Below are 26003 nucleotides of genomic sequence, written 5' to 3'. Positions count from 1 at the left end.
GGTATGAGCAAGGAACTGTTGCTGGTCGTCGATGCGGTTGCGGCCGAAAAGGGCGTACCGGAGTCGGTGATCCTGGAGGCCATCGAAGCCGCGCTGGCATCGGCCGCAAAGAAGCGCTACGTCGAGCAGGACGTGCTGGTGCGCGTGCAGATCGACCCCAAGGACGGCAGCTACGAAACGTTCCGCCGCTGGGAAGTGGTGGCCGATGACGTGGTGATGGAGTCGCCCGACCGCCAGGTGCGCCTGATGGACGCGGTGGACGAGAGCGACGAAGCCGAGGTCGGCGATTACATCGAAGAGCAGATCGAGAACCCGGATTTCGGGCGCATCGCCGCGCAGGCCGCCAAGCAGGTGATCGTGCAGCGCGTGCGCGAGGCCGAGCGCCAGCAGGTGGTCGATGCCTGGAAGGACCGGGTGGGCGAACTGGTCACTGGCGTGGTCAAGCGCGTCGAGCGCGGCAACGTCTATGTCGACCTGGGCGGCAACGCCGAGGCGATCATCTCCAAGGACAAGGGGATTCCGCGCGACGTGCTGCGCACCGGCGACCGCGTGCGCGGCTACCTGTTCGACGTGCGCAGCGAGCCGCGCGGCCCGCAGCTGTTCATCAGCCGCGCCGCGCCGGAATTCATGATCGAGCTGTTCAAGCTTGAGGTGCCGGAAGTCGGCCAGGGCCTGGTCTCGATCATGGGCTGCGCCCGCGATCCGGGCGACCGCGCCAAGATCGCCGTGCTCGCCCACGACAACCGCACCGATCCGATCGGCGCCTGCATCGGCATGCGCGGTTCGCGCGTGCAGGCGGTGACCAACGAGCTCAATGGCGAGCGCGTGGACATCATCCTGTGGAGCGACAACCCGGCCCAGTTCGTCATCAACGCGATGGCGCCGGCCGAAGTGCAGTCGATCATCGTCGACGAAGACAAGCATTCGATGGACCTGGCCGTGGCCGAGGAAAACCTCGCCAAGGCGATCGGCCGCGGCGGCCAGAACGTGCGCCTGGCCAGCCGCCTGACTGGCTGGCAGCTCAACGTGATGACCGCCGACCAGGTCCAGGCCAAGTCGGAGGCCGAGCAGGCCACCGCCCGCCAGCTGTTCATGGACAAGCTGGAAGTGGACGAGGAAATCGCCGGCATCCTGGTCAGCGAAGGCTTCAGCACTGTCGAGGAAGTGGCCTACGTGCCGATGGCGGAGCTGTTGGCGGTGGAGGGCTTCGACGAGGACATCGTCGAGGAACTGCGTTCCCGCGCCCGCGACTCGCTGCTCAACGAAGCGCTGGCGGCGGAAGAGAACCTGGAAGAGAATCAGCCGGCCGAAGACCTGCTGTCGCTCGACGGCATGGACGAAACCACCGCCTATGCACTGGCCGAGCGTGGCGTGCGCACCCGCGAAGAGCTGGCCGAAGCCGCAACCGACGAGATCGCCGATCTCGAGGGCATGGGCGAGGAACGCGCCGCGGTGCTGATCATGGAAGCGCGCAAGCACTGGTTCGAATGACGCCTGGCACGGCGCGGGCCCTGGCCTGCGCTGCCTGATTGGCCGGCGGGCTGGGGCCCGCCCTACAATCCACAGATTCGGTCGCCCGCGTGGCGGCCAAAGACACCGGAAACCGAATGTCGCAGCAAACCACCATCCGCAAGCTGGCCGAACTGGTGAATACGCCGGTCGATAAACTGCTGGAACAGCTGGCCGAAGCCGGCATGAAGTTCAGCGGTCCCGACCAGGTCATCACCAGCGCCGAGAAACTCAAGCTGCACGGCTTCCTGCGCCGCGCGCACGGCAAGGCCGACAAGCCTGCCGACGAGGTCATCGCGCCCGGCAAGATCACCCTGAACCGCAGCCGCAAGCAGGAGATCACCGTCGGCGGCGGCGGCAAGGCCGGCCGCAGCGCAAGCACCGTCGAAGTGGTGACCCGCAAGAAGATCACCATCAAGCCGGGCAGCGGCCGCGCGCCCAGCGCCGCCGAAGTGCTGGATGCCGAGCGCGCCGATGCGCTGCGCAAGCTGGAGGAGTCCCGCGCCCGCAACGTCGCCGAGCAGCAGGCGCTGGCCGAAAAGGACCGGCAGCGCGCCGAGGAGCTGGCGGAGATCCGTCGCCGCGAGCAGGAAAGCGCAGAGCGCGCCGCCGCGGAAGCTACCGCTGCCGCCGAAGTCGCGCTGGAGGAATCCGGCAAGCCCAAGAGCCACGCCCATGGCCACGGTCATGCGCCGAAGCCGGTCGCGCCGGTGCGCGAAGCCGACAAGGGCGCCGCGCATGCCAAGGGCAAGCCCGCGCACCGCGGCTCGCACGTCATGCAGGCGGGCGTCGAAGATGACGACAGCACCGCGCGTTTCGCCGGCCAGCTGCACCTGTCCCCGTCCGACCGCGCGCGTCGCAGCAATGCGCCGCGTGGCCGCGGCAAGCCGGCCAGGCGCTCGCTGGACCAGTCGCGCACGGGCACCGGCTTCAACAGGCCCACCGCGCCGGTGATCCGCGAAATCGCCATCGGCGATGCGGTCACCGTGGGCGACCTTGCCCAGAAGCTGGCGATGAAGGGCGGCGAAGTGGTCAAGGCGCTGTTCAAGATGGGCGTGATGGCCACCATCACCCAGACCATCGACCACGACACCGCGGCGCTGGTCACCGAAGAACTCGGCCACAAGGCCGTGCATGCCGATGCGGGCGACGCCGAGTCCGAACTGCTGGCGCACACCGAGGAAGTGCAGGGCGACAAGGCGCCGCGTCCGCCGGTGGTCACCATCATGGGCCACGTCGATCACGGCAAGACCTCGCTGCTGGACTACATCCGTCGCACCAAGGTCGCCACCGGCGAAGCAGGCGGCATCACCCAGCACATCGGTGCCTACCACGTGACCACGCCGAAGGGCGTGATCAGCTTCCTCGACACCCCCGGCCACGCGGCGTTCACCCACATGCGTCAGCGCGGCGCGAAGCTGACCGACATCGTGATCCTGGTGGTCGCGGCCGACGACGGCGTGATGCCGCAGACGGTGGAGGCGATCCAGCACGCGAAGGCGGCGAAGGTGCCGCTGATCGTCGCCATCAACAAGATCGACAAGTCCGACGCCGATCCGTCGCGGGTCAAGAACGACCTGCTGGCGCACGACGTGGTGGCCGAAGACTTCGGCGGCGACGTGCAGATGGTGGAGCTCTCGGCCAAGACCGGCCTGGGCGTGGACGACCTGCTCGACGCGGTTTCGCTGCAGGCGGAAGTGCTCGACCTGCAGGCGGTGCCGGAAGGCCGCGCCACCGGCGTGGTCATCGAATCCGCGCTCGACAAGGGCCGCGGCCCGGTCGCCACGGTGCTGGTGCAGCAGGGCAGCCTCGCCAAGGGTGACTACTTGGTTTGCGGCATCCAGTACGGCCGCGTGCGCGCGCTGTTCGACGAGACCGGCACCCAGGTGCAGGCCGCCGGCCCGTCGATCCCTGTGCAGATCCTCGGCCTGTCCGGCGTGCCGGAGGCGGGCGACGACTTCGTCGTCGTCGCCGACGAGCGCCTGGCCAAGGACGTGGCGCAGCAGCGTGACACCAAGCGTCGCGAGATGCGGCTGGTGGCGTCTGCGGGCAACCGCATGGAAGACATCATGGCGCAGATGGGCGAGGGCGCGGCGCAGCTGTCCCTCAACCTGGTGGTCAAGGCCGACGTGCACGGCACCATGCAGGCCCTGCGCGAGGCGCTGACCGGGCTGTCCAACGAGCAGATCCGGATCAACGTGATCGGCTCCGGCGTGGGCGGCATCACCGAGTCCGACGCCCAGCTGGCGATGACCTCCAAGGCCACCGTGATCGGCTTCAACGTGCGCGCCGACGCGTCCGCGCGCAAGGTCATCGAGGGCAATGGCGTCGACCTGCGCTACTTCTCGATCATCTACGACGTCATCGACCAGGTGAAGCAGATCGCGTCGGGCGTGCTGGGCAAGGAAATCCGCGAGGAGATCATCGGCATCGCCGAGGTCCGCGACGTGTTCCGCAGCTCCAAGTTCGGCGCGGTCGCCGGCTGCATGGTGGTGGAAGGCGTGGTCAAGAAGTCCAAGCCGATCCGCGTGCTGCGCGACAGCGTGGTCGTGTTCGAGGGCGAGCTGGAATCGCTGCGCCGCTTCAAGGAGAACGTGGACGAAGTCCGCGTCAACACCGAGTGCGGCATCGGCGTGAAGGCGTACAACGACGTCAAGCCGGGCGACCAGATCGAATGCTTCGAACGCATCGAGGTGCAGCGCACGCTGTAAGGCGTGCCTTCCCCGATGGCACAGAAGTCCTTCCACCGCACCGACCGCGTTTCCGCCCAGCTCCGCCGCGAGCTGGGCACGCTGGTGCATGCGGCCGTGCGCGAGCATGGGCTGGCATCGTCCAGCGTGTCCGATGTCGAAGTCACCCGCGACATGGCGCACGCCAAGGTGTTCGTGACCGTGCTGCAGCCCGACCGGGCCGCGGAGACGGTCAAGGCGCTGAAGGCGCTGGCGCCGGAGATCCGCTACCAGCTGGCGCGCGCGGTGAAGCTGCGGCACGTGCCGGAGCTGCATTTCCACTACGACGAATCGGTGGACCGCGGCGAACGCATCGACAACCTGCTGCGCGACCTGCCCGACCTGCACGGCAGTGGCGACGCCGAATAACCCGCGCGAGCGTCGCCCGCGCACCGTGTTCCGTCGCCTGGACGGCATCCTGCTGCTGGACAAGCCGCAGGGGCTGTCGTCCAACCAGGCCCTGCAGCGCGTTCGCCACCTGTTTCGCGCCGAAAAGGGCGGCCATACCGGCAGTCTGGATCCGCTGGCCACCGGGCTGCTGCCGGTCTGCTTCGGCGAAGCGACCAAGATCGCCGGCGGCCTGCTGGGCGCGCGCAAGGCCTACGAAACCGTGGCCCGCTTGGGCGTGGTCACCGATACCGACGACGCCGACGGCCAGGTGCTGCGCGAGCGGCCGGTGCCGCCGTTGACCCTCGACGCCATCGACGCTGCGCTGAAGACCTTCAGCGGACGCATCCAGCAGTGTCCACCGATCTATTCGGCGCTCAAGCGCGGCGGCGAACCGCTGTACCTCAAGGCGCGCCGCGGCGAAACGATCGAAATGGAGCCACGCGAGGTCGAAGTGCACGCCTTCGACCTGCTCAACGCCGCCGACCTGCTGGACGGCCAGCTGGAGAACGGCGCATCGCCCAACCTGCGGCTGCACGTGGAATGCGGCTCCGGCACCTATGTGCGCAGTCTGGTGCGCGATCTCGGCGAGTTGCTGGGCTGCGGGGCCCACGTGGCGCAGCTGCGCCGGCTGTGGGTGGACCCGTTCCGCGAGCCGCGGATGTGGACGCTGGCGGCGCTGGAGGAACTGCGCGAACAGGCCGGGGAGCGCGTGCTCGACGCCTGCCTGCTGCCGATCGAAGCCGGCATGACCTCGTGGCCGGAGGTTCGCGTCAACGCGGCGCAGGCGCAGCGGCTGGGGCGCGGGCAGGGCCTGCGCGGCCCGTATCCGCCGCGTGGCCTGCAGGTGGCGATCCTCGACGAGCAGGGCCGCGGCCTGGGTCTGGGCGATGTCGATGCCGAAGGGGGCCTGCACCCGGCCCGGTTGTTCCGCTGGGCCGCGTTCACCGGCGGGCACATCGACACCCCGCATTGCCCGTGACTCCCGGCGCGGGCTATAATCCCGCTGCTCATCCGGGCAAATCTTCTTTCCATCCGCATCATCACGGCGAGCCGTGCGGTGCGGGCGATGCTCTTTTCGCCCGTTCCTGCCGGTCACGCGACTACGAGGCAACCATGTCCATCGATACCCAGAAAGTCATCAACGAACACAAGCGCGGCGACAACGACACCGGCTCGCCGGAAGTCCAGGTTGCCCTGCTGACCGCCCGCATCGAACTTCTCACCGAGCACTTCAAGGCGCACAAGCAGGATCACCACAGCCGCCGCGGCCTGCTGATGATGGTCAACCGCCGTCGCAGCCTGCTCGACTACCTGCACCAGAAGGATGCGGACCGCTACAAGGCGCTGATCGGCAAGCTCGGCCTGCGTCGCTAAGAGAACACCCACCGCGGCGCAGGAATGCGCCGCGGTTCGTTTTTGCCCTACCGTTCCACCCGATCGCGGCCAGCCCGCAACTTCGCATCGCATGTCGCGATGCAGCGCAGCAAGCGGGGCTTGCCTGCGTCGATGAACCCGTCAAACCAAGGATTCCCAAGTGGCGAAGATCAGCAAGACCTTCCAGTACGGCAACCAGACCGTCACCCTCGAAACCGGCGAGATCGCGCGCCAGGCAGGCGGCGCGGTGATGGTGTCGTGCGACGGCACCGTGGTGCTGTGCACCGCCGTTGCGGCCAAGACCCAGCGCGAAGGGCAGGATTTCTTCCCGCTGACCGTCGACTACCAGGAGAAGTTCTACGCCGGCGGCCGCATCCCGGGTGGCTTCTTCAAGCGCGAAGGTCGCGCCACCGAGAAGGAAACCCTGACCAGCCGCCTGATCGATCGCCCGATCCGTCCGCTGTTCCCGGAAGAATTCCGCAATGAAGTGCAGGTCATCGCCACGGTGATGTCGCTGAACCCGGAAGTCGACGGCGACATCCTGGCGCTGATCGGCTGCTCCGCCGCCGTTGCCCTGACCGGTGCCCCGTTCCAGGGCCCGATCGGCGCCGCCAAGGTCGGCTACAAGGACGGCCAGTACCTGCTCAACCCGACCGTCAGCGCGCTGAAGGAATCGCAGCTCGAGCTGGTGGTCGCGGGCACCAGGGACGCCGTGCTGATGGTCGAGTCCGAAGCCGCCGAGCTGTCGGAAGACGTGATGCTGGGCGCGGTGATGTTCGGCCACCAGCAGATGCAGGTGGCGATCGACACCATCAACGCGCTGGTCGCCGAAGCCGGCCGGCCGAAGTGGGACTGGGCCGCCCCGGCCAAGAACGATGCGCTGATCGGCGCGCTGAAGGGCGCGATCGGCGACAAGCTGTCGGCCGCCTTCCAGGTGCGCGACAAGCTGGAGCGCAAGGACGCCATCTCGGCGCTGAAGAAGGCCGTGCTGGCCGAGATCGCCCCGCAGATCGAAGCCAACGGCTGGAGCACCGCCGAAGCCTCGAAGGAATTCGGCGAGCTGGAATACCAGACCATGCGCGGCTCGGTGCTGGCCACCAAGATCCGCATCGACGGCCGCGCGCTGGACACGGTGCGTCCGATCAGCTCCAAGGTCGGCGTGCTGCCGCGCGTGCACGGCTCCTCGCTGTTCACCCGCGGCGAGACCCAGGCCATCGTCGCCGTCACCCTCGGCACTGCCCGTGACGGCCAGGTCATCGACGCCGTCGCCGGCGAGTACAAGGAACACTTCCTGTTCCATTACAACTTCCCCCCCTATTCGGTGGGCGAAGCCGGCCGCATGATGGGCCCGAAGCGCCGCGAGATCGGCCACGGCCGCCTTGCCAAGCGCGGCGTGCTGGCCGTCATGCCGACCATGGAGGCGTTCCCGTACACCATCCGCGTGGTCTCGGAAATCACCGAGTCGAACGGCTCCTCCTCGATGGCCTCGGTCTGCGGTTCCTCGCTGGCGCTGATGGACGCGGGCGTGCCGGTGAAGGCGCCGGTGGCCGGCATCGCCATGGGCCTGGTGAAGGAAGACAACGACTTCGTGGTGCTGTCCGACATCCTCGGCGACGAGGATCACCTCGGCGACATGGACTTCAAGGTCGCCGGCACCAGCAACGGCATCTCGGCCCTGCAGATGGACATCAAGATCCAGGGCATCACCGAGGAAATCATGAAGGTCGCACTGGCGCAGGCCAAGGCCGGCCGCCTGCACATCCTCGGTGAGATGGCGAACGCGCTGACCACTCCGCGCGGCGAGCTGTCCGAATTCGCACCGCGCCTGCTGACCATCAAGATCCACCCGGACAAGATCCGCGAAGTGATCGGCAAGGGCGGCTCGGTGATCCAGGCGATCACCAAGGAAACCGGCACCCAGATCGACATCCAGGACGACGGTACCATCACCATCGCCTCGGTGAACGCCGCCGCCGGCCAGGCCGCCAAGTCGCGCATCGAACAGATCACCTCGGACGTCGAGCCGGGCCGCATCTACGAAGGCAAGGTCGCCAAGATCATGGACTTCGGCGCGTTCGTCACCATCGCCCCCGGCAAGGACGGCCTGGTGCACGTCTCGCAGATCTCCAGCGAGCGCGTGGAAAAGGTGTCCGACGTGCTGAAGGAAGGCGACATGGTCAAGGTCAAGGTGCTGGAAGTCGACAAGCAGGGCCGCATCCGCCTGTCGATCAAGGCCGTGACCGAAGGCGAGGGCACCGGCGAGTAATCGCCGCTGCAAATGCCGGACATGAAAAAGCGGGCCTTGCGCCCGCTTTTTCTTTGCATAGGCGACGCCGGTGCGCGCCTTGTGGAAGTGCGCTCCGGGGTCTATTCCGCCGGCTGCTCGTAGCGGCCCGGCCGCGGGTTGAGGGTGCCGCACTGCCTGCAGGTGCGCAGGTGGTCGTCGCGGTAGAACTTCTCGAACACCCGCAGGAAGTCCTGCTCGATGTCGACCAGGTGGAAGAAGTCCGCGTACAGCCGGTGGTTGCAGGCCACGCAGAACCACATCAGCGCGTCGTCCTCGTGCGGCAGGCGCTTGCGTTCGATCACCAGCCCCACCGAGCCGGCCATGCGCTGCGGCGAATGCGGTACCCGCGGCGGCAGGTAGAACACCTCGCCGGCACGGATCGGGATGTCGCGCGGGGTGCCGCGCTCGCCGTTGAAATCCTCCTGCACGCGCAGCACCATCTCGCCTTTCAGCTGGTAGAACCACTCGGGCCCTTCCTCGTAGTGGTAGTCGGTGCGCGCGTTCGGCCCGCCGACCACCATCACGATGAAGTCGTCCTGGACGATGCACTTGTTGCCCACCGGCGGCTGCAGCAGGTGGCGGTGCTCCTCGATCCAGGCGTGCAGGTTGAAGGCGGCGGGCAACATGGCTTCAGTCCTCGATGCGGGCGATGCACTTGAGTTCGATGGCGATCGGCGTGGGCAGCGCGGTGATGCCGACAGTGGTGCGGCAGGGCGCGCTGGCCGGATCCGGGAAGTGCTCGGCCCAGACCGCGTTGTAGGCCTTGAAATCCCGGGCCATGTCGGTGAGATAGACGGTCACGTCGACCAGATCCTCCCAGCGCGCGCCGCTGGCTTCCAGCACGGCGCGCACGTTGGCCAGCACCGCGCGTGCCTGCGCCTCGATGTCGTAGCGGCGCACCCGCCCGTCGGCGAAGTAGTCGTTGCCGGGGATGGAATTGTCGGCCGGATCACGCGGCCCGATGCCGGACAGGAACAGCAGGTCACCCATGCGGCGCGCATGTGGGTAGTGGCCTACCGCCTTGGGCGCGGCGGCGGCATGGATGCCGGAGAGCGTCACCCGCTGATTCCGCGACGCTCGCGCACGCTGGCGATGGCGGCGGCGTAAACGGAGGTAAGCGCCTCCGGTGCATCGACGTCCATCGCCAGCTCGCGCACCTTGCCGTCGGCCAGGCTGTAGACCCAGCCGTGCACCGCCAGCTGCTGGCCGCGCGCCCAGGCGTCCTGCACCACGGTGGTCAGGCAGACGTTTTCCGCCTGTTCGATGGCATTGAGCTCGCACAGGGTGTCGTGGCGCGCTTCCGCCGGAAGCTGCCCCAGCAGCCCGGCGTGTTTTTGAGCCACGTCGCCGACATGGCGGATCCAGTTGTCGGCCAGCCCCAGCCGGGTGCCGTGCAGGGCCGCACCGACGCCGCCGCAGCCGTAATGGCCCACCACCAGGATGTGCCGCACCTTGAGCACGTCGACCGCGAACTGGATGGTGGACATGCAGTTGAGGTCGGTATGCACCATCACGTTGGCGATGTTGCGATGGACGAACACCTCGCCCGGTACCAAGTCGATGACCTGGTTGGCCGGCACGCGCGAGTCCGAGCAGCCGATCCACAAATATTTGGGGGCCTGCTGCTTGGACAGGCGTTCGAAAAAGGTCGGGTCCTCGCGGGTGACGCGTTCGGCCCAGCCCTGGTTGTTGCGCAGTAGGGTGTCGAGTTCCTTTTTCATGTGTTGCCTTGTGGGGGGGATGTGGGGAAAGGCGATGCCGACGTTGCGCGGTTCGGTGAAGAAGCGCATTGCTTCCAGTCCGCCTTCGCGGCCAAGGCCGGATGCCTGGCTGCCGCCGAACGGCGTGCGCAGGTCGCGCAGCATCCAGCTGTTTATCCAGACGATGCCGGTGCGCAGCTGCGCGGCCAGCTGGTGCGCGCGGGCAAGGTCGCGCGTCCACACGCTGGCGGACAGGCCGTAATCCGAGGCGTTGGCCAGCGCCAGCGCGTCGGTATCGCTGTCGAACGCCTGCAGCGTCGCCACCGGGCCGAAGATTTCCTCGCGATTGGTCGCGCAGTCCGGGCCGAGGCCTTCGATCACCGTCGGCGCAATGAACCAACCGGGACGATCCGCGGCTGTGTCGCCGCAGAGCACGCGGCCGCCTTCGCCGCGGGCGCGTTCGATGCAGCCTTGCACCTTGTCGAAATGCGCCTGCGACACCATCGGGCCGAGCTGGGTATCGGGCTCCAGCGGCGCGCCCAGCCGCAGCGCGCGGGCGCGTTCGACGAAGACATCGCGGAACTCGTCGTAGATGCCGCGTTCGACCAGCAGCCGCGAACCGCACAGGCAGATCTGCCCGCTGTTCTGGAACGCGCTGCGCACCAGCGTGTCGAGGTTGGCGCGCCAGTCACTGTCGGCAAACACCAGCGTGGCGTTCTTGCCGCCGAGTTCCAGCGAGACCTTCTTCAACAGCGGCCCGGCAATGCCGGCAATGCGGCGCCCTACCGCAGTGCTGCCGGTGAACGAGATCGCCTTGATCCGCGGATGCGACACCAGCGCCTCGCCGACGTTCGGCCCGGAGCCATGGACGAGGTTGAGCACGCCCGCCGGCAGGCCGACATCCAGCGCCAGCTGGCAGAGCATCGTGGCGGTGGCGGGGGTGATTTCCGAAGGCTTGCCCACCACCGCGTTGCCGGCGGCCAGCGCCGGCGCGATCTTCCACGTGAACAGGTACAGCGGCAGGTTCCACGGGCTGATGCAGCCCACCACGCCCAGCGGCAGGCGCAGGGTGTAGTTCAGGCCGGCCTCGCCGTGGTGGGATTCGCTGGCGAACTGGGTGGCGGCGTGGGCGAAGAAGCGCAGGTTTGCGATCGCCCGCGGGATCTCGATGTCGCGCGCCAGCGCCAGCGGCTTGCCGGCATCGATGGCTTCGGCATGGGCGAAAGCGTCGAGTTGGGCCTCCAGCGCATCGGCCAATCGTTCCAGATGGTGCGCGCGCTCGCTCGGCCGCAGCGCCGCCCAGGCCGGTGCCGCGGCTTCGGCGGCCGTGACCGCCGCCTCGACATGGGTGGCATCGCCATCGGCGACCTGTGCATACGGTTGCGCATGTGCGGGATCGAATACCGGTAGCCAGCGGGTGCTGGTCGCTTCGCCGCGAGTCGCGCCGATGACATGTCCGAACCGTCGCATCCCGCCAGTTTACTGTGATGGACGTCCCGGCTGGCAATGTGGGCACAGGAACAGCGGCCGCGACTGGCTGGCGATGCGCGTGATCGGCGTGCCGCAGCGCTCGCAGGGCTGGCCCTCGCGCTTGAACACGCGGAAGCGGAAGCGCTCGCCTTCGTGGGCAAGATAGTCAGCGCGCATGCCGGGCGTGGGTTCGATGCCGCGGGTGGTGTAGCTGTGGCGCGGGATCGCCAGCAGAGCCCGTGCGAGCTTGGCGGTTTGTGCTGCGTCCAGATCGCGCGGGCGCAGTGCCGGGTGCAGGCCGGTGTCGAACAGCACCTCCGCGCGCAGGTAATTGCCCATGCCGGCAAGGAAGCCCTGGTCCAGCAGCAGCGCGCCGAGCGCACGGCCGCGGAAGGCGAGCGACTGCAGGCGCGCGGCGACGGCATCGGCATCGGCATTCAATGCAGGATCAAGCACATCCGGCCCCAGCCCCTGCAGGAACGGATGCGCCTCGATCTCGTCGCTGCGCCACAGTTCGATGTCGGAGGCCGAATACAGCAGGATCGCCGCACTGGCCGTTTCCAGCGCCACCCGCAGGCTGCGCGTGGTGTCCGGGCGCTGGCCCGGCCGTGCCACCTTCCACACGCCGTACAGCTGGTTATGGGTGTACAGCGTCCAGCCGTTGTCGAAGGCGGTCAGCAGCGCCTTGCCGCGCGGGGTGATGGAGAGGATGCGGCTGCCCACCAATTCGCGTTCGAAACGCTGCAGCTGCGCGAACGCGAACTGCGCCCGCAGCACGGTCTGCCCGGCCACCGCCGCGGCCAGACGGTCGGCGGCGCGGCGGATTTCCGGGCCTTCGGGCATCGGCTCAGATCGACTGCATGCGGCCGCCGTCCACCGCGATGGACTGGCCGTTGACGTAGCCCGCGGCCGGGCTGCACAGGAAGGCGATCACGCCGCCGGGTTCTTCCGCTTCGGCGAAGCGGCCCGCCGGTACCGTGGCCAGCATGGCCTGCGCCACTGCGTCCTGCGACTTGCCGGAGGCCGCGCTGCGGTCGGCCAGGATCTGCTCCAGCCGGCGCGTGCGGGTGTAGCCGGGCAGCACGTTGTTGACCGTGATGCCATCCCCGCCGAGTTCGCGCGAGAGCGTCTTGGCCCAGCTGGCCACCGCGCCGCGGATGGTGTTGGACACGCCGAGGTTGGGGATCGGCTCGTACACGGAGGTCGAGATTACGTTGACGACGCGGCCCCAGCGCACGGCGCGCATGCCCGGCAGCAGTGCCTGCACCAGGGTCTGGTTGGCGACCAGGTGCTTGCGGAAGGCATCGAGATAGGCATCGATGGAGGCGCTGTGCGCCGGGCCGCCGGGCGGGCCACCGGTGTTGTTGATCAGAATGTGCACCGGCGTGCGCGCCGCCAGCGCGACGACGGCGCCGCGCAGCGCATCAGTGTCGGCGACATCGGCGACGAGGCAGTCATGCGCTTGCCCCTGTGCGCGCGGCAGCGTGGCTGCGATGTCGCGCAGCACGTCCGCGCGGCGCGCCAGCAGGGTGACGCTGGCGCCGAGCTGCGCCAGTTCGATGGCGGCGGCGCGGCCGATGCCTTCGGAGGCGCCGCAGACCAGCGCGTGTTTGCCGGAAAGATCAAGGTTCATGCGGGCTCCCTGGGCAGGCCCCGATTGTAACGGTGGCCCTGCCGGTGCCGATGCCTGCGTTTTCGACGCGTGGTTCCTACAGCGGCCCCATCCCGACCGTCCGCACCAGCCACAGCGATGCCGCCGCCAGCACGCCGCCGATGCCGGTGGCGGCCAGCACGTCGCTGGGATAGTGCAGGCCCAGCACCACGCGGGAGAGCGCGACGCTGGCGGCAAACGGCACCAGCAGCCAGGCCAGCAGCGGATAGTGCGCCACCGCCACCACGCTGAAGGCGACCGCATGCAGGGTATGCCCCGACGGAAAGCTGAACTCGTCCAGCGGCGCCACCCAGGCGCGGATGCGCAGATCGCGGGCCGACGGGCGAGGGCGGCGGGTCCAGCGCTTCAGCCGCTTGTACAGCAGCAGCGCAACAAAACCGGTGGCGGCCAGATGCAGCGACGCGCGCAGGCCGTCGAGGCCGTCGAGCGCCACCAGCACGCCCATCAATGCGTACCAGAACACGCCATCGCCCAGCCGGCTGACGGTGGCGAAATAGCGGAACGGCAGCCGGCGGGCGCACAGGGCGTTGGCGCGCAGGCACCAGCCGTGTTCCATCGACAGCGGTCGCTCAGGGGACGGTGGGCGCGGCATGGGAATCGCTCCGTGTCAGCGATTGCAGGAGACGGTCGAACGCGTCGGCGACCTGCGTCGGGCGCAGCGCCGCCACCGCTTCGCGGCAGGCGGGGCGCATTTGCGTGCGCAGCGCGTCGTCACTGGCCAGGCGCAGGGCGGCAGCGATGAAGCCGGCGTCATCGGGAAGGGCGACTGCCGCGCCGTGGATGCAGTCGCGCAGGAATTCGCGCGCGGCGCCGTAGTCGAACGCCACCACCGGCACGCCGCTGGCCAGCGCTTCCAGGGTGACGTTGCCGAAGGTTTCGCTGCGGCTGGGGAACAGGAACAAGTCGGCGCTGGCGAAATGCCGGCCCAGCGCTCCGCCGCGCTGGATGCCGCGGAAGACGAAGTCCGGGTTTTCGCGCTGCAGGGCCTCGCGCGCGGGGCCGTCGCCGACCCACACGAAGCGCGCCTCCGGGCGCACCCGCTGCAGCTCGCGGAACGCGCGTACCGCCAGCGGCAGGTTCTTTTCCGCGGCGATGCGGCCAACGTGGATCACCGCGAGCGCGTGCGGATCCAGTCCCCATTCCCGGCGCAGCGTTTCATCGCGGTGGCCCGGATGGAACGCCACCGTGTCCACCGCGCGCGGCAGCCGGACCACGTTGCGGAACCGCTGCGTCTGCAGGAACGCCTGCAGTTCGCGCGTCGGCACCAGGGTCGCCTGCGCGCCGTTGTGGAAATGCCGCATCCAGCGCAGCGCCGTGCCCTCCAGCCACGGGGCGCCGTAGCTGCGCACGTAGTCGTCGAAGCGGGTATGGAAGCCGGTAGCGGCCGGGATGCCGAGCCTGCGCGCGGCGCGTAGCGCCGACCAGCCCAGCGGGCCTTCCGTCGCCACGTAGATCGCGTCGGGACGGGCCTGCCGCCAGTGGTTGTGCAGCAGGCGGGTGGCCGGCAGGCCGAATTTCAGGCCGGGATAGCGGGGCAGGGCGGCGCCGCGCACCAGCAGCGTATCCACAGCAGGCTCGGCTTCGCCATCGTGGCGCGGGCGCACCATCGCAACTTCGTGGCCACGCTGGCGCAGGCCGTGCTCCAGCCCCTGCACGGTCAGCGCCACGCCGTTGACTTCGGGCGGATAGGTTTCGGTGACGATGCCGTAGCGCATGGGCGACTCCGCCAGCACGGGCTGGTCGCGGCACAGCGTCGGCGATGGCGGTGAACGGACGGTGTCGCGCGGATGACCCGTGGATGACGGCCGGCATCGGTCGCGCGCCACTTACAATGCGGGCTCCGGAGTCCTCGGCCCCTGTCCATGTCCCTTGAATCCGCCGGGTCTTCCGGCGTCGATGTCGCCATCGTCGGTGGCGGTGCGGCCGGTGTGCTGGTCGCTACCCGGCTGCTGTCCGATCCGGCCTCGCGGCTGCGCATTGCCATCATCGAGCCCGCCGCCGAGCTGGCCCGCGGCGCCGCGTATGCGACCAACCAGCCCGCCCACCTGCTCAATGTCACCGCCGGGTGGATGAGCGCGTTGGCCGAAGACCCGGGGCATTTCGTCCGCTTCCTGTCCGGCAGCGACGATGCCGGCACGGCCGCGGCGCTGGCGACCGGGTTCGCGCCGCGTCGCGATTACGGCCGCTATCTGGGCGACACGCTGCGCGCGCAGCCGCGTTATCCGGCGTTGCAATGGCTTCAGGAACGCGCGACCGACATCGAAAGGCGCGATACAGACAGCCTGCTGACGCTCGCGTCCGGCGCCACCCTGGCGGCCCGCGCAGTGGTCCTGGCGGTGGGCAATGCGCCGCGGCGCATTCCCGCCGCGCGGCTGCACGGCGACGTGCGCCTGGCCGATGCCTGGGATTACGAGGGCGTGGCCGCCATTCCCGCCGAGGCGGACGTCTGCATCATCGGCTCCGGATTGAGCATGGTGGACGCGGTGCTCAGCCTGGTCCACGGTGGACATCGCGGCCGCATCCGGGTGCTGTCGCGCCATGGCCTGATGCCGCTGGCGCATGCCGAGTCCGGCGGGACAGACACTGCCCCCATCGATGCGCTGCTCGCACTCGGCCTGCGCGAGCGGCTGCGCCGGATCCGTGCGTGGACGCGGGAGGCAACCGCAGCCGGCGAGCCCTGGCAATGGGTGTTCGACCGCCTGCGCCCGCACGGGCAGGCGCTTTGGCGCTCGCTGGCGCACGTGGAGCAGCAGCGGTTCCTGCGTCATCTGGTGCGCTATTGGGACATCCATCGGCACCGCATCGCGCCCCAGGCCGCGCAGACGCTGGGGGCGTTGCGAGAGGGTGGCCGGCTGGAAGTCCTGGCCGGACGGCTGCAATCGGTCGCGGCACGCGCGGACGGGGGCCTCGATGTCCGCTACCGGCCGCGCCACGCCGACGGCGAGTGCGCGTTCCGCGCCGACTGGCTCATCAATGCCACCGGCGTCGAGACCCATATCGACCTGCGGCCGGACACGCTGCTGGGCGCACTGCGGGTACGCGGCCGCGTGTTGCCCGGCCCGCATGGCATCGGCATTGCCAGTGAAGAACCGGGGCGCGTGCTGGATGCACATGGCCAGCCAGATCCGGGGTTGTTCGTGCTCGGTGCGATGCGGATCGGCACGCTGTGGGAAAGCCTGGCGATTCCGGAGCTGCGCGGACAGGCGCAGGCGCTGGCCGATCACCTGCGCGCGACGCTCGACGGGCGGGCGGCGCCGACGGCCTAGCGAGGCGCGTGGATACGGTTGCCGGCTCAGGCAGCTTCGTCGATGGCCAGCCGTGTGGATTCCCGCACGAACCAGCCGTCTTCCTGCGGGCAGAAGCTCGCGCAGCTTTCCAGCGGCGCCTGGTAGACATGCACCGAGACCGCGATGTGGTCCGGGTCCGCGTTGTGGATGGTGTGGTACTCGTGCGGCGGGATCAGGCTGCCGGCGCTGCCGGGGCCAGCGCTGCTGCGCCCGGCGACGCGGAAGCGTAACCGCTCGCCTGCCTTTTCCACCAGTTCGTACTGGACGATGTCCAGCTGGCCCTGCCAGACCCCTTCCACGCACCAGCGGCCGTCGTGGTCATGCAGCGGCGTCCCCTGCCCGGGGGCCCAGGTCATGGCCACCACGCTGTAGCCGTGCTCGGGGCTGCGGTAAAGCTCGCGCCGCGCGTAGTGCCCGGCCATCGGCGCGTGCACGTAGTCCGGCAGGCAAACCCCGGGGTCGACGATCAGCGCAGTCAGCGCGTCGCGCAGCGCAGCGGTGACCGCCTGCACTCCACCCAGCGCAACGGCGGCATCGAGCATGGCCTGGAAGTGCGCGCTTCCGGGGAAGGCGATCTGCGGCGTCGGTGCGCTGGGCTGGGGAAGATTCACCCTCGGAGTCTAATCCAGCGCGGCGGCGGTTCCTGCGCGGCCGGACGCCGTGGCGGTCGCGGGGGCCGCAAAAACGCGAAAGGGCCGGGCGCAAGGCCCGACCCTTCGGATCGCTGGTACCGGTGATAGGACTCGAACCTACACGACATCGCTGCCAGTGGATTTTGAGTCCACCGCGTCTACCATTCCGCCACACCGGCATGCGCTTATCTTACCGTGACGGCGCGCCTTTATGCACGCCTCGGCGGCGGGAGCGAGGCCGTCGCCTCTGCTGGTTCCAGTCCTTCCGATGCGGCGCGTTCAGGCCACCTTGCCGCTGGGCAGGGCCGCGGCCGGCAGCGCGCGCAGGAAGCCGGCGACGGCGGGGCCGAAGCGTTCTTCATCGACCAGGAAGGCGTCGTGGCCCTGCGGCGACGGCATCGGCAGGAAGCGGGTGTCGCAGCCGGCGTTGCGCAGGCCGGCGGCAATCTCTTCCTGCTGCTGGATCGGGAACAGGATGTCGGTCTTGACCCCGATCACCAGCGCATGGCGCACGCCCTCGATGGCGGCCAGCCCGCGCGCGGTGTCGCCGGCGTGCGCCTCGCCGAGGTCGAACCAGTCCATCGAACGACTGAGATAGAGGTAGCAGTTGGGGTCGTACTTGTGCACGAAGCGGCGCGCGTGCGCTTCCAGGTAGCTTTCCACCTCGAACTCCAGCCCGAACGGATCCTCGCCCTCGCGACGGTCGGAATCCAGCCGCACCCGACCGAAGCGGCCGTCCCATTCCAGCGCCGAGCGGTAGGTGATGACGCCGAGCTTGCGCGCCATGCGCATGCCGTTTTCCGGGTAATTCTCCGCGTCGTCGTAGGCGCCGCCGTTCCACTGCGGGTCCAGCCGGATCGCCTCGCGCTGCAGCGAGCGGATGGCGATGGAGAACGGCAGCGCGCGCGCCGCGCCGCAGATATTGACGTGGCTGCGGGCAATGCCGGGGTGGCGGGCCAGCAGCGACAGCGCGCCCATCCCGCCCATCGAATTGCCGACCACGCAGGCCAGCCGCGCGATGCCCAGCACACGCAGCAACGCGGCGGCGGCATCGGCGCCGTCCTCGATCGACAGCTCGGGGAACGTCAGGCGATAGGGCTGGCCGCTGGCGGGATCGACCGACGCCGGCCCGGTGCTGCCCTTGCAGCTGCCCAGCGGGTTCACGCAGATGACGAACCAGCGGCGGGTGTCGATGGGCTTGCCGGGGCCGATCATCCATTCCCACCAGCCCGGCGCGGGGTCGGCGTCGCTGGACGCAGCGTGGGCGTCCGGCGACATTCCGGTGAGGATCAGGATGGCGTTGCCGCCGTCGGCATCCAGCCGGCCCCAGGTTTCATAGGCCAAGCGCGCGCCGTGCAGCGTGCCGCCGCGCTTCATCGGAAACGGCGTGGGCAGATCGAACCAGCGGGTGCCGGGGGGAATGAATTCGGCCATGGACATGCGGGGGGAGAAGACCGGTAGGCCATCATCCCCCCTGGCGCAGCGGGCGGTCATGCCATTTGGGCATGCCGCCATGAACCCGCGGTTACTGCGTGCCGATCGCCAGTTTCACCGGCTTGTCGGCCGGCAATTTCACCAGCACCGGCTTGGATTCGAGATCGCCTTCCTGGCGGCTGGCTTCGCCGCTGGCAGACAGCCGCGCCACCAGTTCGACTTCCTGCAGCTGCGACAGCTTGAGGGTGGGCATCGGGCTGTCGGCATCGCCGAGCGCAGTGCTGAAGGGCAGTTCCGAGGCCGCGCGCTTCTGTGCGGCCACCGGCATCGGCGAACCGGGCTGGCGGGCGATCACATAGACGGTGGCATCCGGCCGCAGGCGCACCCGTTCGGCCAACGCCGGATCGAGCGCCACTTCGACAGTCAGCAACGCGACCGAATGGGGCGATGCGGCGGCTTCGGCCAGCGGTGGCAGGCCGGCATCGGCGCGGGCGGCGTTGATTTCCTTGCGCAGGCTGGCAGCGGTGTCGGCGCTGACCTGCGTCAGCAGCGGCGCCCAGGTGGCGGCGGCTTCCGCATGCTTGCCGGCCTGACGCTGGGCCACGCCGAGGAACCAGCGCGCGCGCTGGTGGTTGGGATCCGCCTTGAGCGCGGCCTCCAGCAGCGCCAGCGCCTCGGCGTCGAAGGTGCGGCTGGGGTTGGCCATTGCGCGCGACTGCGCGGCTTCGGTGAGGAAGTCGGCGTTGTCGGGGGCAAGCCTGGCGGCCTTGGCGAAGGCGTCGCGGGCGTTGGCGGCGTCTTCCATGCGCAGATAGGCCTGGCCGAGCAGGGCCCAGCCTTCCGCCTGCTGCGGGTCGCGCGCCAGCGCGGCCTTGAGCTGGACCACCGCTTCCTCCAGCGTGCGCGGCGCCTGCCGGGCGGCGGGGTCCAGTGCCTGCGGGGTGCCCACCAGCCGGTACAGCAGGCCGGTGGAAAGCAGGGTGATCAGGCCGATGCCCAGCGCCACGCCGCGCGCATCGCGCCACAGCGGGCGCAGCAGGGCGGCCAACACGATCAGGCAAAGCAGCGCGGCGAATACGACGAAAGCGGTCATCACCACTCCTGCCCGTCGTCGCTGGCATCCCGGTTGGCCGCGGGCCTGCGTCGGCGTACGATCGCGGCGACCACGCCGGCGCCGGCCAGCAGCACTACCGCCGGGCCGATCCACAGCAGCAGGGTGCCGCCTTCCAGTTTCGGCTTGTACAGCACGAATTCGCCGTAGCGCTGCACCAGGTAATCCTTGATCTGTGCATCGCTCATGCCCTTGCGCATCAGCTCCAGCACCTCGCGCCGCAGCTGCAGCGCGATCAGTGCGTTGGAGTCGGCCAGCGACTGGTTCTGGCACATCACGCAGCGCAGCTGCAGGGTCAGCGCGTGGAAGCGGGATTCCTCGGCGGCATTCCGGAATTGCAACGGGGCGGCGTCGGCCTGCTGGTTGGCCTGGGCGAAGGCGGGCGGGACAACGCCACAGGCCAGCATCAGGCCGAGGGACAGGCCGGCGATCCGCATTTTGCCGCGGCGAAGAAGTTTCGCGGACAGGCTCATCGATCGGCCTCGATCTTGGCGACCATCGGCAGCAGTTCCTTGGCGATCAACTCGTCGGTCAGCGGGCCGACGTGCTTCCAGCGCACGATGCCGCGGCCGTCGACCAGGAACGATTCCGGCGCGCCGTACACGCCCCAGTCCAGCGCGGTGCGGCCTTCGACGTCGGACAGCACCACCATGTAGGGATTGCCGAACTGCTCCAGCCAGCGCAGCGCGTCGGCGGGCTCGTCCTTCCAGTTGTAGCCGACCACGCGCAGGCGCTTGGTCTCGGCGAACTTGGTCAGCACCGGGTGCTCTACCCGGCACTCCACGCACCAGCTGCCCCAGACGTTCATCAGGAACGGCTGGCCGCGCAGGTCGGACAGCTTCACCATGTAGGTGGGGTCGTGCAGCACCGGCAGCGCGAACTCCGGCGCCGGCTTGCCGATCAGCGGCGAGGGCAGGGCATCGCGGTTGGGCTTGCGGCTCATCCACACGCCCGCCGCCAGCAGCGCGGCAAGCAGGGCGAAGGCGGCCAGCGGCAGCCAGCGGGAGGTTTTCATGCGAGGCCCTTCATTGGAGATCCTTGCGCACGCTGCGGAAGCGCCGGTCGAAAGCGGTGACGACGGCGCCCAGCGCCATCAGCAGTGCGCCGGCCCAGATCCAGCGCACGAATGGTTTGATATGGACGCGCAGCGCCCAGGCATCGTTGCCCAGCGATTCGCCGATCGCCACGTAGGCATCGGCGAACACGCCGCGGGCGATCCCGGATTCGGTCATCACCTGGCCGCCGGCGCGATAGCGGCGCTTCTCGGGATGCAGGGTGTGGGTGATGCGGCCATCGCGCAGCACCTGCACGGTGCCGCGGTCGGACACGTAGTTCGGGCCCTCGCGTTCGACGATGCCGTCGAAGCGGAACGCGTAATCGCCCAGCGTCACCGTGTCGCCGGCCTTCACCGCCAGCTCGCGCTGCAGGTTCAGGCCTTCGACCAGCAGCGCGCCGACCAGGAACACCGCAATGCCCAGGTGGGCCAGCACCATGCCCCACATCTCGCGGGTCAGGCGGCCGCCGGCGGAACGCAGGCGGGTCCAGACGAAGCGCAGCGTGCCCGCGCCCACCCAGACCGCGCCGAGGATGCCGGCGGCGGTCTTCCACTGGCCCTGCGGGGCCAGGAAGAACGCGATGACGGCGGCCACCAGCGCCAGTACCGCCCACGGCAGCAGCAGGCGCAGCGGCGTGGCCATCTGCTCGCGCTGCCAGCGAGTCAGCGGACCCAGCGGCACCAGCGCCACCAGCGGCGCCATCAGCAGGATGAACATCATCGCGAAATAGGGTGGACCCACCGAGATCTTGCCCAGGTCCAGGGTGTCGGCCAGCAGCGGGTACAGGGTGCCCAGCAGCACCATCGCGCAGGCGGTGGTCAGCAGCAGGTTGTTGAGCAGCAGCAGGGTCTCGCGCGAGCCGGGGGCGAAGGGCTTGGCGTTGCTCTCGGTGTCCGGGGCGCGCAGCGCGTACAGCACCAGCGAACCGCCAACCACGATGCCGAGGAAGATCAGCACGAACAGGCCGCGGCCCGGATCGGCGGCGAACGCATGCACGCTGGTCAGCACCCCGGAGCGCACCAGGAAGGTGCCCAGCAGCGACAGCGAGAAGGTGGCGATGGCCAGCAGCAGCGTCCAGCCGCCGAAGCTGCCGCGCTTTTCGGTGACCGCCTGCGAATGCAGCAGCGCGGCGCCGGCCAGCCACGGCATGAAGCTGGCGTTTTCCACCGGGTCCCAGAACCACCAGCCGCCCCAGCCCAGTTCGTAATAGGCCCACCACGACCCCAGCGCGATGCCGAGGGTGAGGCAGGCCCAGGCCACGTTGGTCCACGGCCGCGTCCAGCGCAGCCACTGCGCGTCGATGCGGCGTTCCAGCAATGCGGCGATGGCGAAGGCGAACGGCACCGCAAAGCCGACATAACCGGCATAGAGCATCGGCGGGTGCACGATCAGCCCCGGATCCTGCAGCAGCGGATTGAGGTCGCGGCCTTCGCCCGCGGCCGGCAGGATGCGGATGAACGGATTGCTGGTGAATACCAGGAAGGCGAGGAAGCCGACCGACACCACGCCCATCACGCCCAGCACCCGCGCCACCACCGGCAGCGGCAATGCCTTCGAGAACCGCGCCACCGCCGCGGTCCACAGCGCCAGCACCAGCGCCCACAGCAGCAGCGAGCCCTCGTGCGCGCCCCAGACGGCGGTGTAGCGGTACAGCGTGGGCAACAGCGAGTTGGAGTTCTCGGCCACGTATTGCACCGAGAAGTCGTTGACCACGAAGGCGTAGGTGAGGATGGCGAAGGCCAGGCCCACCAGTAGCAGCTGCATCCAGGCCGCGGGCCGCGCCACAGCCATCAGCACCGGTACATCGCGCTGCGCGCCCAGCAGGGGCAGCAGCGCCTGCAGCGCCGCCACCAGCAGCGCCAGCAGCAGCGCGATCTGGCCGAGTTCGGGAAGCATTACGGTGCGCCTTCCGCAGGCGCCGTCTTGTCCTGCACGTTGTGCTTCTTGTGCGCTGCGCCCATCTTGTCGGCCACTTCCTTGGGCATGTAGGTTTCGTCGTGCTTGGCCAGCACTTCCTCGGCCACGAACACGTCGCCCTGCATCCGCCCGGTGGCCACCACCGACTGGTTCTCGCGGAACAGGTCGGGAAGGATGCCGGTGTAGACCACCGGCAGGCGCGCATCGCCGTCGTCCACTTCGAAATGGGCTTCCATCGAGCCGGGTGCGCGCTTGAACGAATCCTTGGCGACCATGCCGCCGAGGCGGAAGCGGGCCTCGCCGCTGCGCACGTTGTCGCCGGCGCTGCCGCCCAGCACTTCGTGGGGGGTGTAGAGATAGGCGACGTTGCGCTGCAGCGCCATCGCGATCAGCGCGGTGGCGACGCCGGCGACGGCGACCAGGGCGAGGATCAGCAGGAGGCGGCGTTTGCGGGTGGGGTGCATGGCGTCCAGGTCAGTCCCGCGACAGCGGGCGTTCGGTATCGGGGGGAGGGGCGGCCTGCCGGCGGGTGCTGCGCAGTCTGGCGGCGCGCAGGGCGGCGCGGATCTGCAGCTTCGGCACCAGGAAGTCCCACAGCAGCATCGCGGCGAATACCGCGTAGGCGCCGATGACGTATTCGCGGTAGCTCATCGCGCTTCCCCGGCGGCCAGCTTCGAGACCCAGTCCTTGGCGGCCTCGCGGCGCAGGTTGTCGGCGCGGGCGCGGGCCAGCAGCGAGCCGACGAACCACAGCTTGGTGCCGACGATCATCCAGATGAGAGGCGGCAGCATGCTGGCGTCCATGCTGGACTCGCCGAACACGCGGATGGTCTGGCCCTGGTGCAGCGAGTTCCACCACACCACCGACCAGCGGATCACCGGCAGCAGGGCGACGCCGACGATGGCCAGCAGGCCGGCCGCGCGGGCGGCGTTGCGGCGGTCGTCGATGGCGGCGTACAGGCCCATCACGCCCAGGTACAGGAACAGCAGGATCAGCTCGGTGGTCAGGCGCGGGTCCCAGTCCCACCAGGTGCCCCACATCGGCTTGCCCCAGATCGAGCCGGTGGCGAGGGTGACGAAGGTGAAGGCGGCGCCGGTGGGCGCGCAGGCCATTGCCAGGATTTCGCAGAGCTTGATCCGCCAGATCAGCGCGATCGCCGAATAGAACGCCATCAGGCCGAAGATGGCCATGCTCATCCAGGCCGCGGGGACGTGGATGTAGAGGATGCGGAAGCTGTCGCCCTGCTGGTAGTCGGCGGGGACCTGGAACAGCGCGCCATACAGGCCCACGACCATCGCCACCAGCCCCAGCAGCCAGGCCCACGGCGTCCAGCGGGCGGCAAAGCGATCGAAGTACGGGGGCGAGCCGAGTTGGTGGAACCAGCGGATCAGCGGAGACATCTTGGCCTTGGCAGGAGCGGCGTGGACGCGCCGTGGTCAATCCTGCGAAGGATACCAGCCTGCGAGCGGGCCGGTACCCGGACTTCCGGTAACGGGCGGGGCGGCATGGGCCGCCCGCCCGTGGGTGGCGCGGCTTACTGGACCTGGATGTTGCCCTGCATCAGCGCCAGGTGGCCCGGGAAGCTGCAGAAGAACTTGTAGCCGCCGTCCTTGATCTTGGCCACGTCGAAGGTCACCGACGCGGATTCGCCGCCGCCGATGATCTTGGTGTGGGCGATCGAACGGGTGTCGCCGGCCTTGACGTGCTCGGCCGCGTTGGAGGCGCCGTCGGCGGAAATGCCGGCCATGTCGGCTTCCTTGGCGACAACCACGTTGTGACCCATGACGTTGGCGGCCATGGTGCCGACGTGCTTCAGGTTGATGGTGAACTGGGTGCAGCTGGCCGGCACGGTGATCGAGTCGGCGTTGTACTGCATCGCATCGTTCGATTCGATGGTGGTGGCGCAGTTTTCGACCACGGCCGGCTTGGTGCTGGCGGCAGCGGGCGCGGCTTCGGCCGGAGCAGCCTCGACCGGGGCCGCGGCGGGGGCTTCGGCCGCCGGCGCTGCATCGGCCGGGGCCGCGGAATCGGCGGGCGCGGACGAGTTGCCGCAGGCGGACAGGGCCAGCGCAACCGCACCGGCGAGCAGGATATGACGAGACTTCATTGTGAATGCTCCAAAAAAAGGTTCATCTCCCAACTCCGGGGAATGCGGCGCGGATCTTGAGGAAGAAGTAGGTGTCATCGCGATAGCCGTAGGCCATACGCTTGATGACCTTGATGCGGTTGTTGATGCCTTCGACGATGCCCGTGTGCATCGGCCAGCGGACCCGGCTGAGGATGCCGCGCCAGTAGGGACGCAGACACTTGGCGAAGTGCATCAGGGCCGGGATGCCGCTTGCCCGGGCGTGACGCAGCCACTGCGTCCACGCGCCCCTCCATGCCCATGCGGTCGGTACCGACCATAGCGCCTTGAGCTGTTCTTTCATCACGTAGACCGTCATTAGCGACTGGTTGGCGGCTAGCACCTCGTCCAATCGCACCTGTTCGCTCGTTCTGAGCTTTTCCGGGTTGTGCAGCAGGAGCCAGTGCGCCCGTTTGACCACCTTGCGAGCCGGCTTGTCGTGGCGCAACTGGTTGGCCGCATCCACCCGCACGCGCCCGATCACTTCCCTGCCGTACTTCGCGATGACGTGGAACAGGTCGTAGACCACCCGGGCGTTCAGGCAGTGCTGGCGCACCTCCAGGTCGTAGGCCGTGTTCATGTCCATGGCCACGGCCTCGATGCGTGCGCAGCGGGCAGCGCCGAGCAGTTCAAAGAACGGCCTGATCTCAGCCCGCGAACGGCCGCGCCCCACCCACAGCACCCGCTTGCGCTCCACATCGACCACCACGGTGGCGTAGCGGTGGCCCTTCTGGATTGCGAACTCGTCCATCGCCAGCCGGCGAATGCCGTCCAGGTCCACCGGCCCCAAGCTGCGCTCCAGCGCCCGGAAGTCGATGGTCTTGGCGGTCTTCCAGTCGATGCCATGCCAACGTGCGGCATGCAGCACCGAGGTCACCGCGCACAGGCGGGCGACACTGTCGGCCAGGCGGCGCGTCACCCGGCAGTGGGGATCCAGCCATGCAAGGTGCTCCAGCCGCGGGCCGCAGCGAGGGCAAGCCAGTCGCAGGCGCTCGACGCGCAGCTCGACCGGGGTCCCGAACACCGGCAGATCGCGTATCCGACGCGGCGTGCGGTCGTGGATCGTCGCAACGACCTCACCACAGCCGCTGCAGCGGCGAGATTCGCCAGATGCCGGACTCAGCTCCAGCACCAGCCAACGGTGCTCTCCGCGCTGCTCGTGCCGCCAGTCCTCAACCCGATACCCCTCCCAGCCGCCCAGCTGGGAAATACAATGACCCTCGGCCACGGCCGGCCCCAGTTTGTTGCCTTAGACATCAGCAAGTCTGCCCGGTCGGCCGTGCGCCTCTCCCCTCAGTTGGGAGAAGAACC

At 69.0% G+C, this 26003-nt stretch carries 25 protein-coding genes, 1 tRNA gene and 1 pseudogene; 7 read left to right on the top strand and 20 right to left on the bottom strand.

Annotation, left to right across the window (positions count from 1 at the left end):
* Positions 1–3 precede the first annotated feature (3 nt).
* The 6 genes from nusA to pnp all read left to right on the top strand — a co-directional run bounded on the left by nusA (position 4) and on the right by pnp (position 8268).
* Positions 4–1491 carry a transcription termination factor NusA gene (gene nusA / locus G582_RS0108025; RefSeq protein WP_028839395.1) on the top strand — a complete coding sequence of 496 codons (1488 nt, stop codon included), beginning with the start codon at positions 4–6 and terminating at the stop codon, positions 1489–1491.
* A gap of 116 nt (positions 1492–1607) precedes the next feature.
* Entirely contained in the window at positions 1608–4220 is a 2613-nt protein-coding gene (gene infB / locus G582_RS0108020; RefSeq protein WP_028839394.1) for a translation initiation factor IF-2, read from the top strand.
* 15 nt (positions 4221–4235) lie between these two features.
* Positions 4236–4607, top strand: a complete 372-nt coding sequence (gene rbfA / locus G582_RS0108015) for a 30S ribosome-binding factor RbfA (RefSeq protein ID WP_028839393.1) — start codon at positions 4236–4238, stop codon at positions 4605–4607.
* Positions 4591–5607: a tRNA pseudouridine(55) synthase TruB gene (gene truB / locus G582_RS16015; protein WP_038053425.1), complete on the top strand. Its 1017-nt coding sequence runs from the start codon at positions 4591–4593 to the stop codon at positions 5605–5607. The genes rbfA and truB overlap by 17 nt, the downstream gene beginning before the upstream one ends.
* A gap of 134 nt (positions 5608–5741) precedes the next feature.
* On the top strand, positions 5742–6002 hold the full coding sequence (gene rpsO, locus G582_RS0108005) for a 30S ribosomal protein S15 (RefSeq protein ID WP_028839392.1): 261 nt from the start codon (positions 5742–5744) through the stop codon (positions 6000–6002).
* 160 nt (positions 6003–6162) lie between these two features.
* Positions 6163–8268, top strand: a complete 2106-nt coding sequence (gene pnp / locus G582_RS0108000; RefSeq protein WP_028839391.1) for a polyribonucleotide nucleotidyltransferase — start codon at positions 6163–6165, stop codon at positions 8266–8268.
* 101 nt (positions 8269–8369) lie between these two features.
* Here the strand turns inward: pnp and G582_RS0107995 are convergent, their stop codons facing one another.
* From G582_RS0107995 to G582_RS0107965, 8 genes and pseudogenes are all read right to left on the bottom strand, one after another.
* Entirely contained in the window at positions 8370–8915 is a 546-nt protein-coding gene (locus G582_RS0107995) for a 3-hydroxyanthranilate 3,4-dioxygenase (protein WP_028839390.1), read from the bottom strand.
* A 4-nt stretch (positions 8916–8919) separates the two neighbouring features.
* Complete coding sequence (locus tag G582_RS0107990; protein ID WP_028839389.1) at positions 8920–9348, bottom strand: RidA family protein; 429 nt, start codon at positions 9346–9348, stop codon at positions 8920–8922.
* Positions 9345–10010 (bottom strand): carbonate dehydratase, encoded by a 666-nt coding sequence (can, locus tag G582_RS18180; RefSeq protein WP_138348426.1) that lies wholly within the window; start codon positions 10008–10010, stop codon positions 9345–9347. Before can ends, G582_RS0107990 begins: the two co-directional genes overlap by 4 nt.
* A 51-nt stretch (positions 10011–10061) precedes the next feature.
* Positions 10062–11459: pseudogene (locus G582_RS16010) on the bottom strand (aldehyde dehydrogenase); the annotation flags it as partial.
* A gap of 9 nt (positions 11460–11468) precedes the next feature.
* Positions 11469–12302, bottom strand: a complete 834-nt coding sequence (gene nei, locus G582_RS0107980; protein WP_028839388.1) for an endonuclease VIII — start codon at positions 12300–12302, stop codon at positions 11469–11471.
* A 4-nt stretch (positions 12303–12306) separates the two neighbouring features.
* Positions 12307–13092 (bottom strand): SDR family oxidoreductase, encoded by a 786-nt coding sequence (locus G582_RS0107975; protein WP_028839387.1) that lies wholly within the window; start codon positions 13090–13092, stop codon positions 12307–12309.
* A gap of 76 nt (positions 13093–13168) precedes the next feature.
* Complete coding sequence (locus G582_RS0107970) at positions 13169–13723, bottom strand: phosphatase PAP2 family protein (RefSeq protein WP_425476543.1); 555 nt, start codon at positions 13721–13723, stop codon at positions 13169–13171.
* Entirely contained in the window at positions 13701–14846 is a 1146-nt protein-coding gene (locus tag G582_RS0107965; protein ID WP_028839385.1) for a glycosyltransferase family 4 protein, read from the bottom strand. The genes G582_RS0107970 and G582_RS0107965 overlap by 23 nt, the downstream gene beginning before the upstream one ends.
* Positions 14847–14993: 147 nt before the next feature.
* Between G582_RS0107965 and G582_RS0107960 the strand changes: the two genes are divergently transcribed.
* Positions 14994–16397, top strand: coding sequence for an FAD/NAD(P)-binding protein (locus G582_RS0107960; protein WP_028839384.1), 1404 nt, complete (start codon positions 14994–14996; stop codon positions 16395–16397).
* Between the two features lie 26 nt (positions 16398–16423).
* Here the strand turns inward: G582_RS0107960 and G582_RS0107955 are convergent, their stop codons facing one another.
* The 12 genes from G582_RS0107955 to G582_RS0107900 all read right to left on the bottom strand — a co-directional run bounded on the left by G582_RS0107955 (position 16424) and on the right by G582_RS0107900 (position 25920).
* Positions 16424–16960 (bottom strand): cysteine dioxygenase family protein, encoded by a 537-nt coding sequence (locus tag G582_RS0107955; RefSeq protein ID WP_051247013.1) that lies wholly within the window; start codon positions 16958–16960, stop codon positions 16424–16426.
* A gap of 183 nt (positions 16961–17143) precedes the next feature.
* Positions 17144–17229, bottom strand: a tRNA-Leu gene (locus G582_RS0107950).
* A 100-nt stretch (positions 17230–17329) separates the two neighbouring features.
* Positions 17330–18484 (bottom strand): homoserine O-acetyltransferase MetX, encoded by a 1155-nt coding sequence (gene metX, locus G582_RS16005; protein ID WP_051247040.1) that lies wholly within the window; start codon positions 18482–18484, stop codon positions 17330–17332.
* Positions 18485–18575: 91 nt separating this feature from the next.
* Complete coding sequence (locus tag G582_RS0107940) at positions 18576–19577, bottom strand: c-type cytochrome biogenesis protein CcmI/CycH (RefSeq protein WP_028839382.1); 1002 nt, start codon at positions 19575–19577, stop codon at positions 18576–18578.
* Positions 19577–20002 carry a cytochrome c-type biogenesis protein gene (locus G582_RS0107935; RefSeq protein WP_051247038.1) on the bottom strand — a complete coding sequence of 142 codons (426 nt, stop codon included), beginning with the start codon at positions 20000–20002 and terminating at the stop codon, positions 19577–19579. The genes G582_RS0107940 and G582_RS0107935 overlap by 1 nt, the downstream gene beginning before the upstream one ends.
* A 62-nt stretch (positions 20003–20064) precedes the next feature.
* Complete coding sequence (locus G582_RS0107930; RefSeq protein ID WP_051247011.1) at positions 20065–20610, bottom strand: DsbE family thiol:disulfide interchange protein; 546 nt, start codon at positions 20608–20610, stop codon at positions 20065–20067.
* Between the two features lie 10 nt (positions 20611–20620).
* Complete coding sequence (locus tag G582_RS0107925) at positions 20621–22546, bottom strand: heme lyase CcmF/NrfE family subunit (protein ID WP_028839379.1); 1926 nt, start codon at positions 22544–22546, stop codon at positions 20621–20623.
* Positions 22546–23031: a cytochrome c maturation protein CcmE gene (ccmE, locus tag G582_RS0107920; RefSeq protein ID WP_028839378.1), complete on the bottom strand. Its 486-nt coding sequence runs from the start codon at positions 23029–23031 to the stop codon at positions 22546–22548. Before ccmE ends, G582_RS0107925 begins: the two co-directional genes overlap by 1 nt.
* 10 nt (positions 23032–23041) lie before the next feature.
* On the bottom strand, positions 23042–23218 hold the full coding sequence (gene ccmD, locus G582_RS0107915; RefSeq protein WP_028839377.1) for a heme exporter protein CcmD: 177 nt from the start codon (positions 23216–23218) through the stop codon (positions 23042–23044).
* Positions 23215–23967 (bottom strand): heme ABC transporter permease, encoded by a 753-nt coding sequence (locus tag G582_RS0107910; RefSeq protein ID WP_028839376.1) that lies wholly within the window; start codon positions 23965–23967, stop codon positions 23215–23217. The genes ccmD and G582_RS0107910 overlap by 4 nt, the downstream gene beginning before the upstream one ends.
* Positions 23968–24101: 134 nt before the next feature.
* The gene (azu, locus tag G582_RS0107905) at positions 24102–24674 is read right to left on the bottom strand and encodes an azurin (protein ID WP_028839375.1); all 573 of its coding nucleotides are present in this window, start codon (positions 24672–24674) and stop codon (positions 24102–24104) included.
* Positions 24675–24696: 22 nt separating this feature from the next.
* Positions 24697–25920 (bottom strand): ISL3 family transposase, encoded by a 1224-nt coding sequence (locus G582_RS0107900; protein ID WP_083961090.1) that lies wholly within the window; start codon positions 25918–25920, stop codon positions 24697–24699.
* Positions 25921–26003: the final 83 nt, after the last annotated feature.

It is taken from the genome of Thermomonas fusca DSM 15424 (assembly GCF_000423885.1).
GTDB lineage: Bacteria > Pseudomonadota > Gammaproteobacteria > Xanthomonadales > Xanthomonadaceae > Thermomonas > Thermomonas fusca.
The sequence above is the reverse complement of the archived record's forward strand: the minus strand, read 5'-3'. Positions and strand labels throughout refer to the sequence as shown.

What these genes read in the sequence shown, in the direction of transcription:
- nusA (WP_028839395.1), top strand. Translation starts at nt 4, where the DNA reads ATGAGCAAGGAACTGTTGCTGGTCGTCGATGCGGTTGCGGCCGAAAAG.
- infB (WP_028839394.1), top strand. Translation starts at nt 1,608, where the DNA reads ATGTCGCAGCAAACCACCATCCGCAAGCTGGCCGAACTGGTGAATACG.
- rbfA (WP_028839393.1), top strand. Translation starts at nt 4,236, where the DNA reads ATGGCACAGAAGTCCTTCCACCGCACCGACCGCGTTTCCGCCCAGCTC.
- rpsO (WP_028839392.1), top strand. Translation starts at nt 5,742, where the DNA reads ATGTCCATCGATACCCAGAAAGTCATCAACGAACACAAGCGCGGCGAC.
- G582_RS0107995 (WP_028839390.1), bottom strand. Translation starts at nt 8,915, where the DNA reads ATGTTGCCCGCCGCCTTCAACCTGCACGCCTGGATCGAGGAGCACCGC.
- can (WP_138348426.1), bottom strand. Translation starts at nt 10,010, where the DNA reads ATGAAAAAGGAACTCGACACCCTACTGCGCAACAACCAGGGCTGGGCC.
- nei (WP_028839388.1), bottom strand. Translation starts at nt 12,302, where the DNA reads ATGCCCGAAGGCCCGGAAATCCGCCGCGCCGCCGACCGTCTGGCCGCG.
- G582_RS0107975 (WP_028839387.1), bottom strand. Translation starts at nt 13,092, where the DNA reads ATGAACCTTGATCTTTCCGGCAAACACGCGCTGGTCTGCGGCGCCTCC.
- G582_RS0107970 (WP_425476543.1), bottom strand. Translation starts at nt 13,723, where the DNA reads ATGCCGCGCCCACCGTCCCCTGAGCGACCGCTGTCGATGGAACACGGC.
- G582_RS0107965 (WP_028839385.1), bottom strand. Translation starts at nt 14,846, where the DNA reads ATGCGCTACGGCATCGTCACCGAAACCTATCCGCCCGAAGTCAACGGC.
- G582_RS0107960 (WP_028839384.1), top strand. Translation starts at nt 14,994, where the DNA reads ATGTCCCTTGAATCCGCCGGGTCTTCCGGCGTCGATGTCGCCATCGTC.
- G582_RS0107955 (WP_051247013.1), bottom strand. Translation starts at nt 16,960, where the DNA reads ATGCTCGATGCCGCCGTTGCGCTGGGTGGAGTGCAGGCGGTCACCGCT.
- metX (WP_051247040.1), bottom strand. Translation starts at nt 18,484, where the DNA reads ATGGCCGAATTCATTCCCCCCGGCACCCGCTGGTTCGATCTGCCCACG.
- G582_RS0107940 (WP_028839382.1), bottom strand. Translation starts at nt 19,577, where the DNA reads ATGACCGCTTTCGTCGTATTCGCCGCGCTGCTTTGCCTGATCGTGTTG.
- G582_RS0107935 (WP_051247038.1), bottom strand. Translation starts at nt 20,002, where the DNA reads ATGCTGGCCTGTGGCGTTGTCCCGCCCGCCTTCGCCCAGGCCAACCAG.
- G582_RS0107930 (WP_051247011.1), bottom strand. Translation starts at nt 20,610, where the DNA reads ATGAAAACCTCCCGCTGGCTGCCGCTGGCCGCCTTCGCCCTGCTTGCC.
- G582_RS0107925 (WP_028839379.1), bottom strand. Translation starts at nt 22,546, where the DNA reads ATGCTTCCCGAACTCGGCCAGATCGCGCTGCTGCTGGCGCTGCTGGTG.
- ccmE (WP_028839378.1), bottom strand. Translation starts at nt 23,031, where the DNA reads ATGCACCCCACCCGCAAACGCCGCCTCCTGCTGATCCTCGCCCTGGTC.
- ccmD (WP_028839377.1), bottom strand. Translation starts at nt 23,218, where the DNA reads ATGAGCTACCGCGAATACGTCATCGGCGCCTACGCGGTATTCGCCGCG.
- G582_RS0107910 (WP_028839376.1), bottom strand. Translation starts at nt 23,967, where the DNA reads ATGTCTCCGCTGATCCGCTGGTTCCACCAACTCGGCTCGCCCCCGTAC.
- azu (WP_028839375.1), bottom strand. Translation starts at nt 24,674, where the DNA reads ATGAAGTCTCGTCATATCCTGCTCGCCGGTGCGGTTGCGCTGGCCCTG.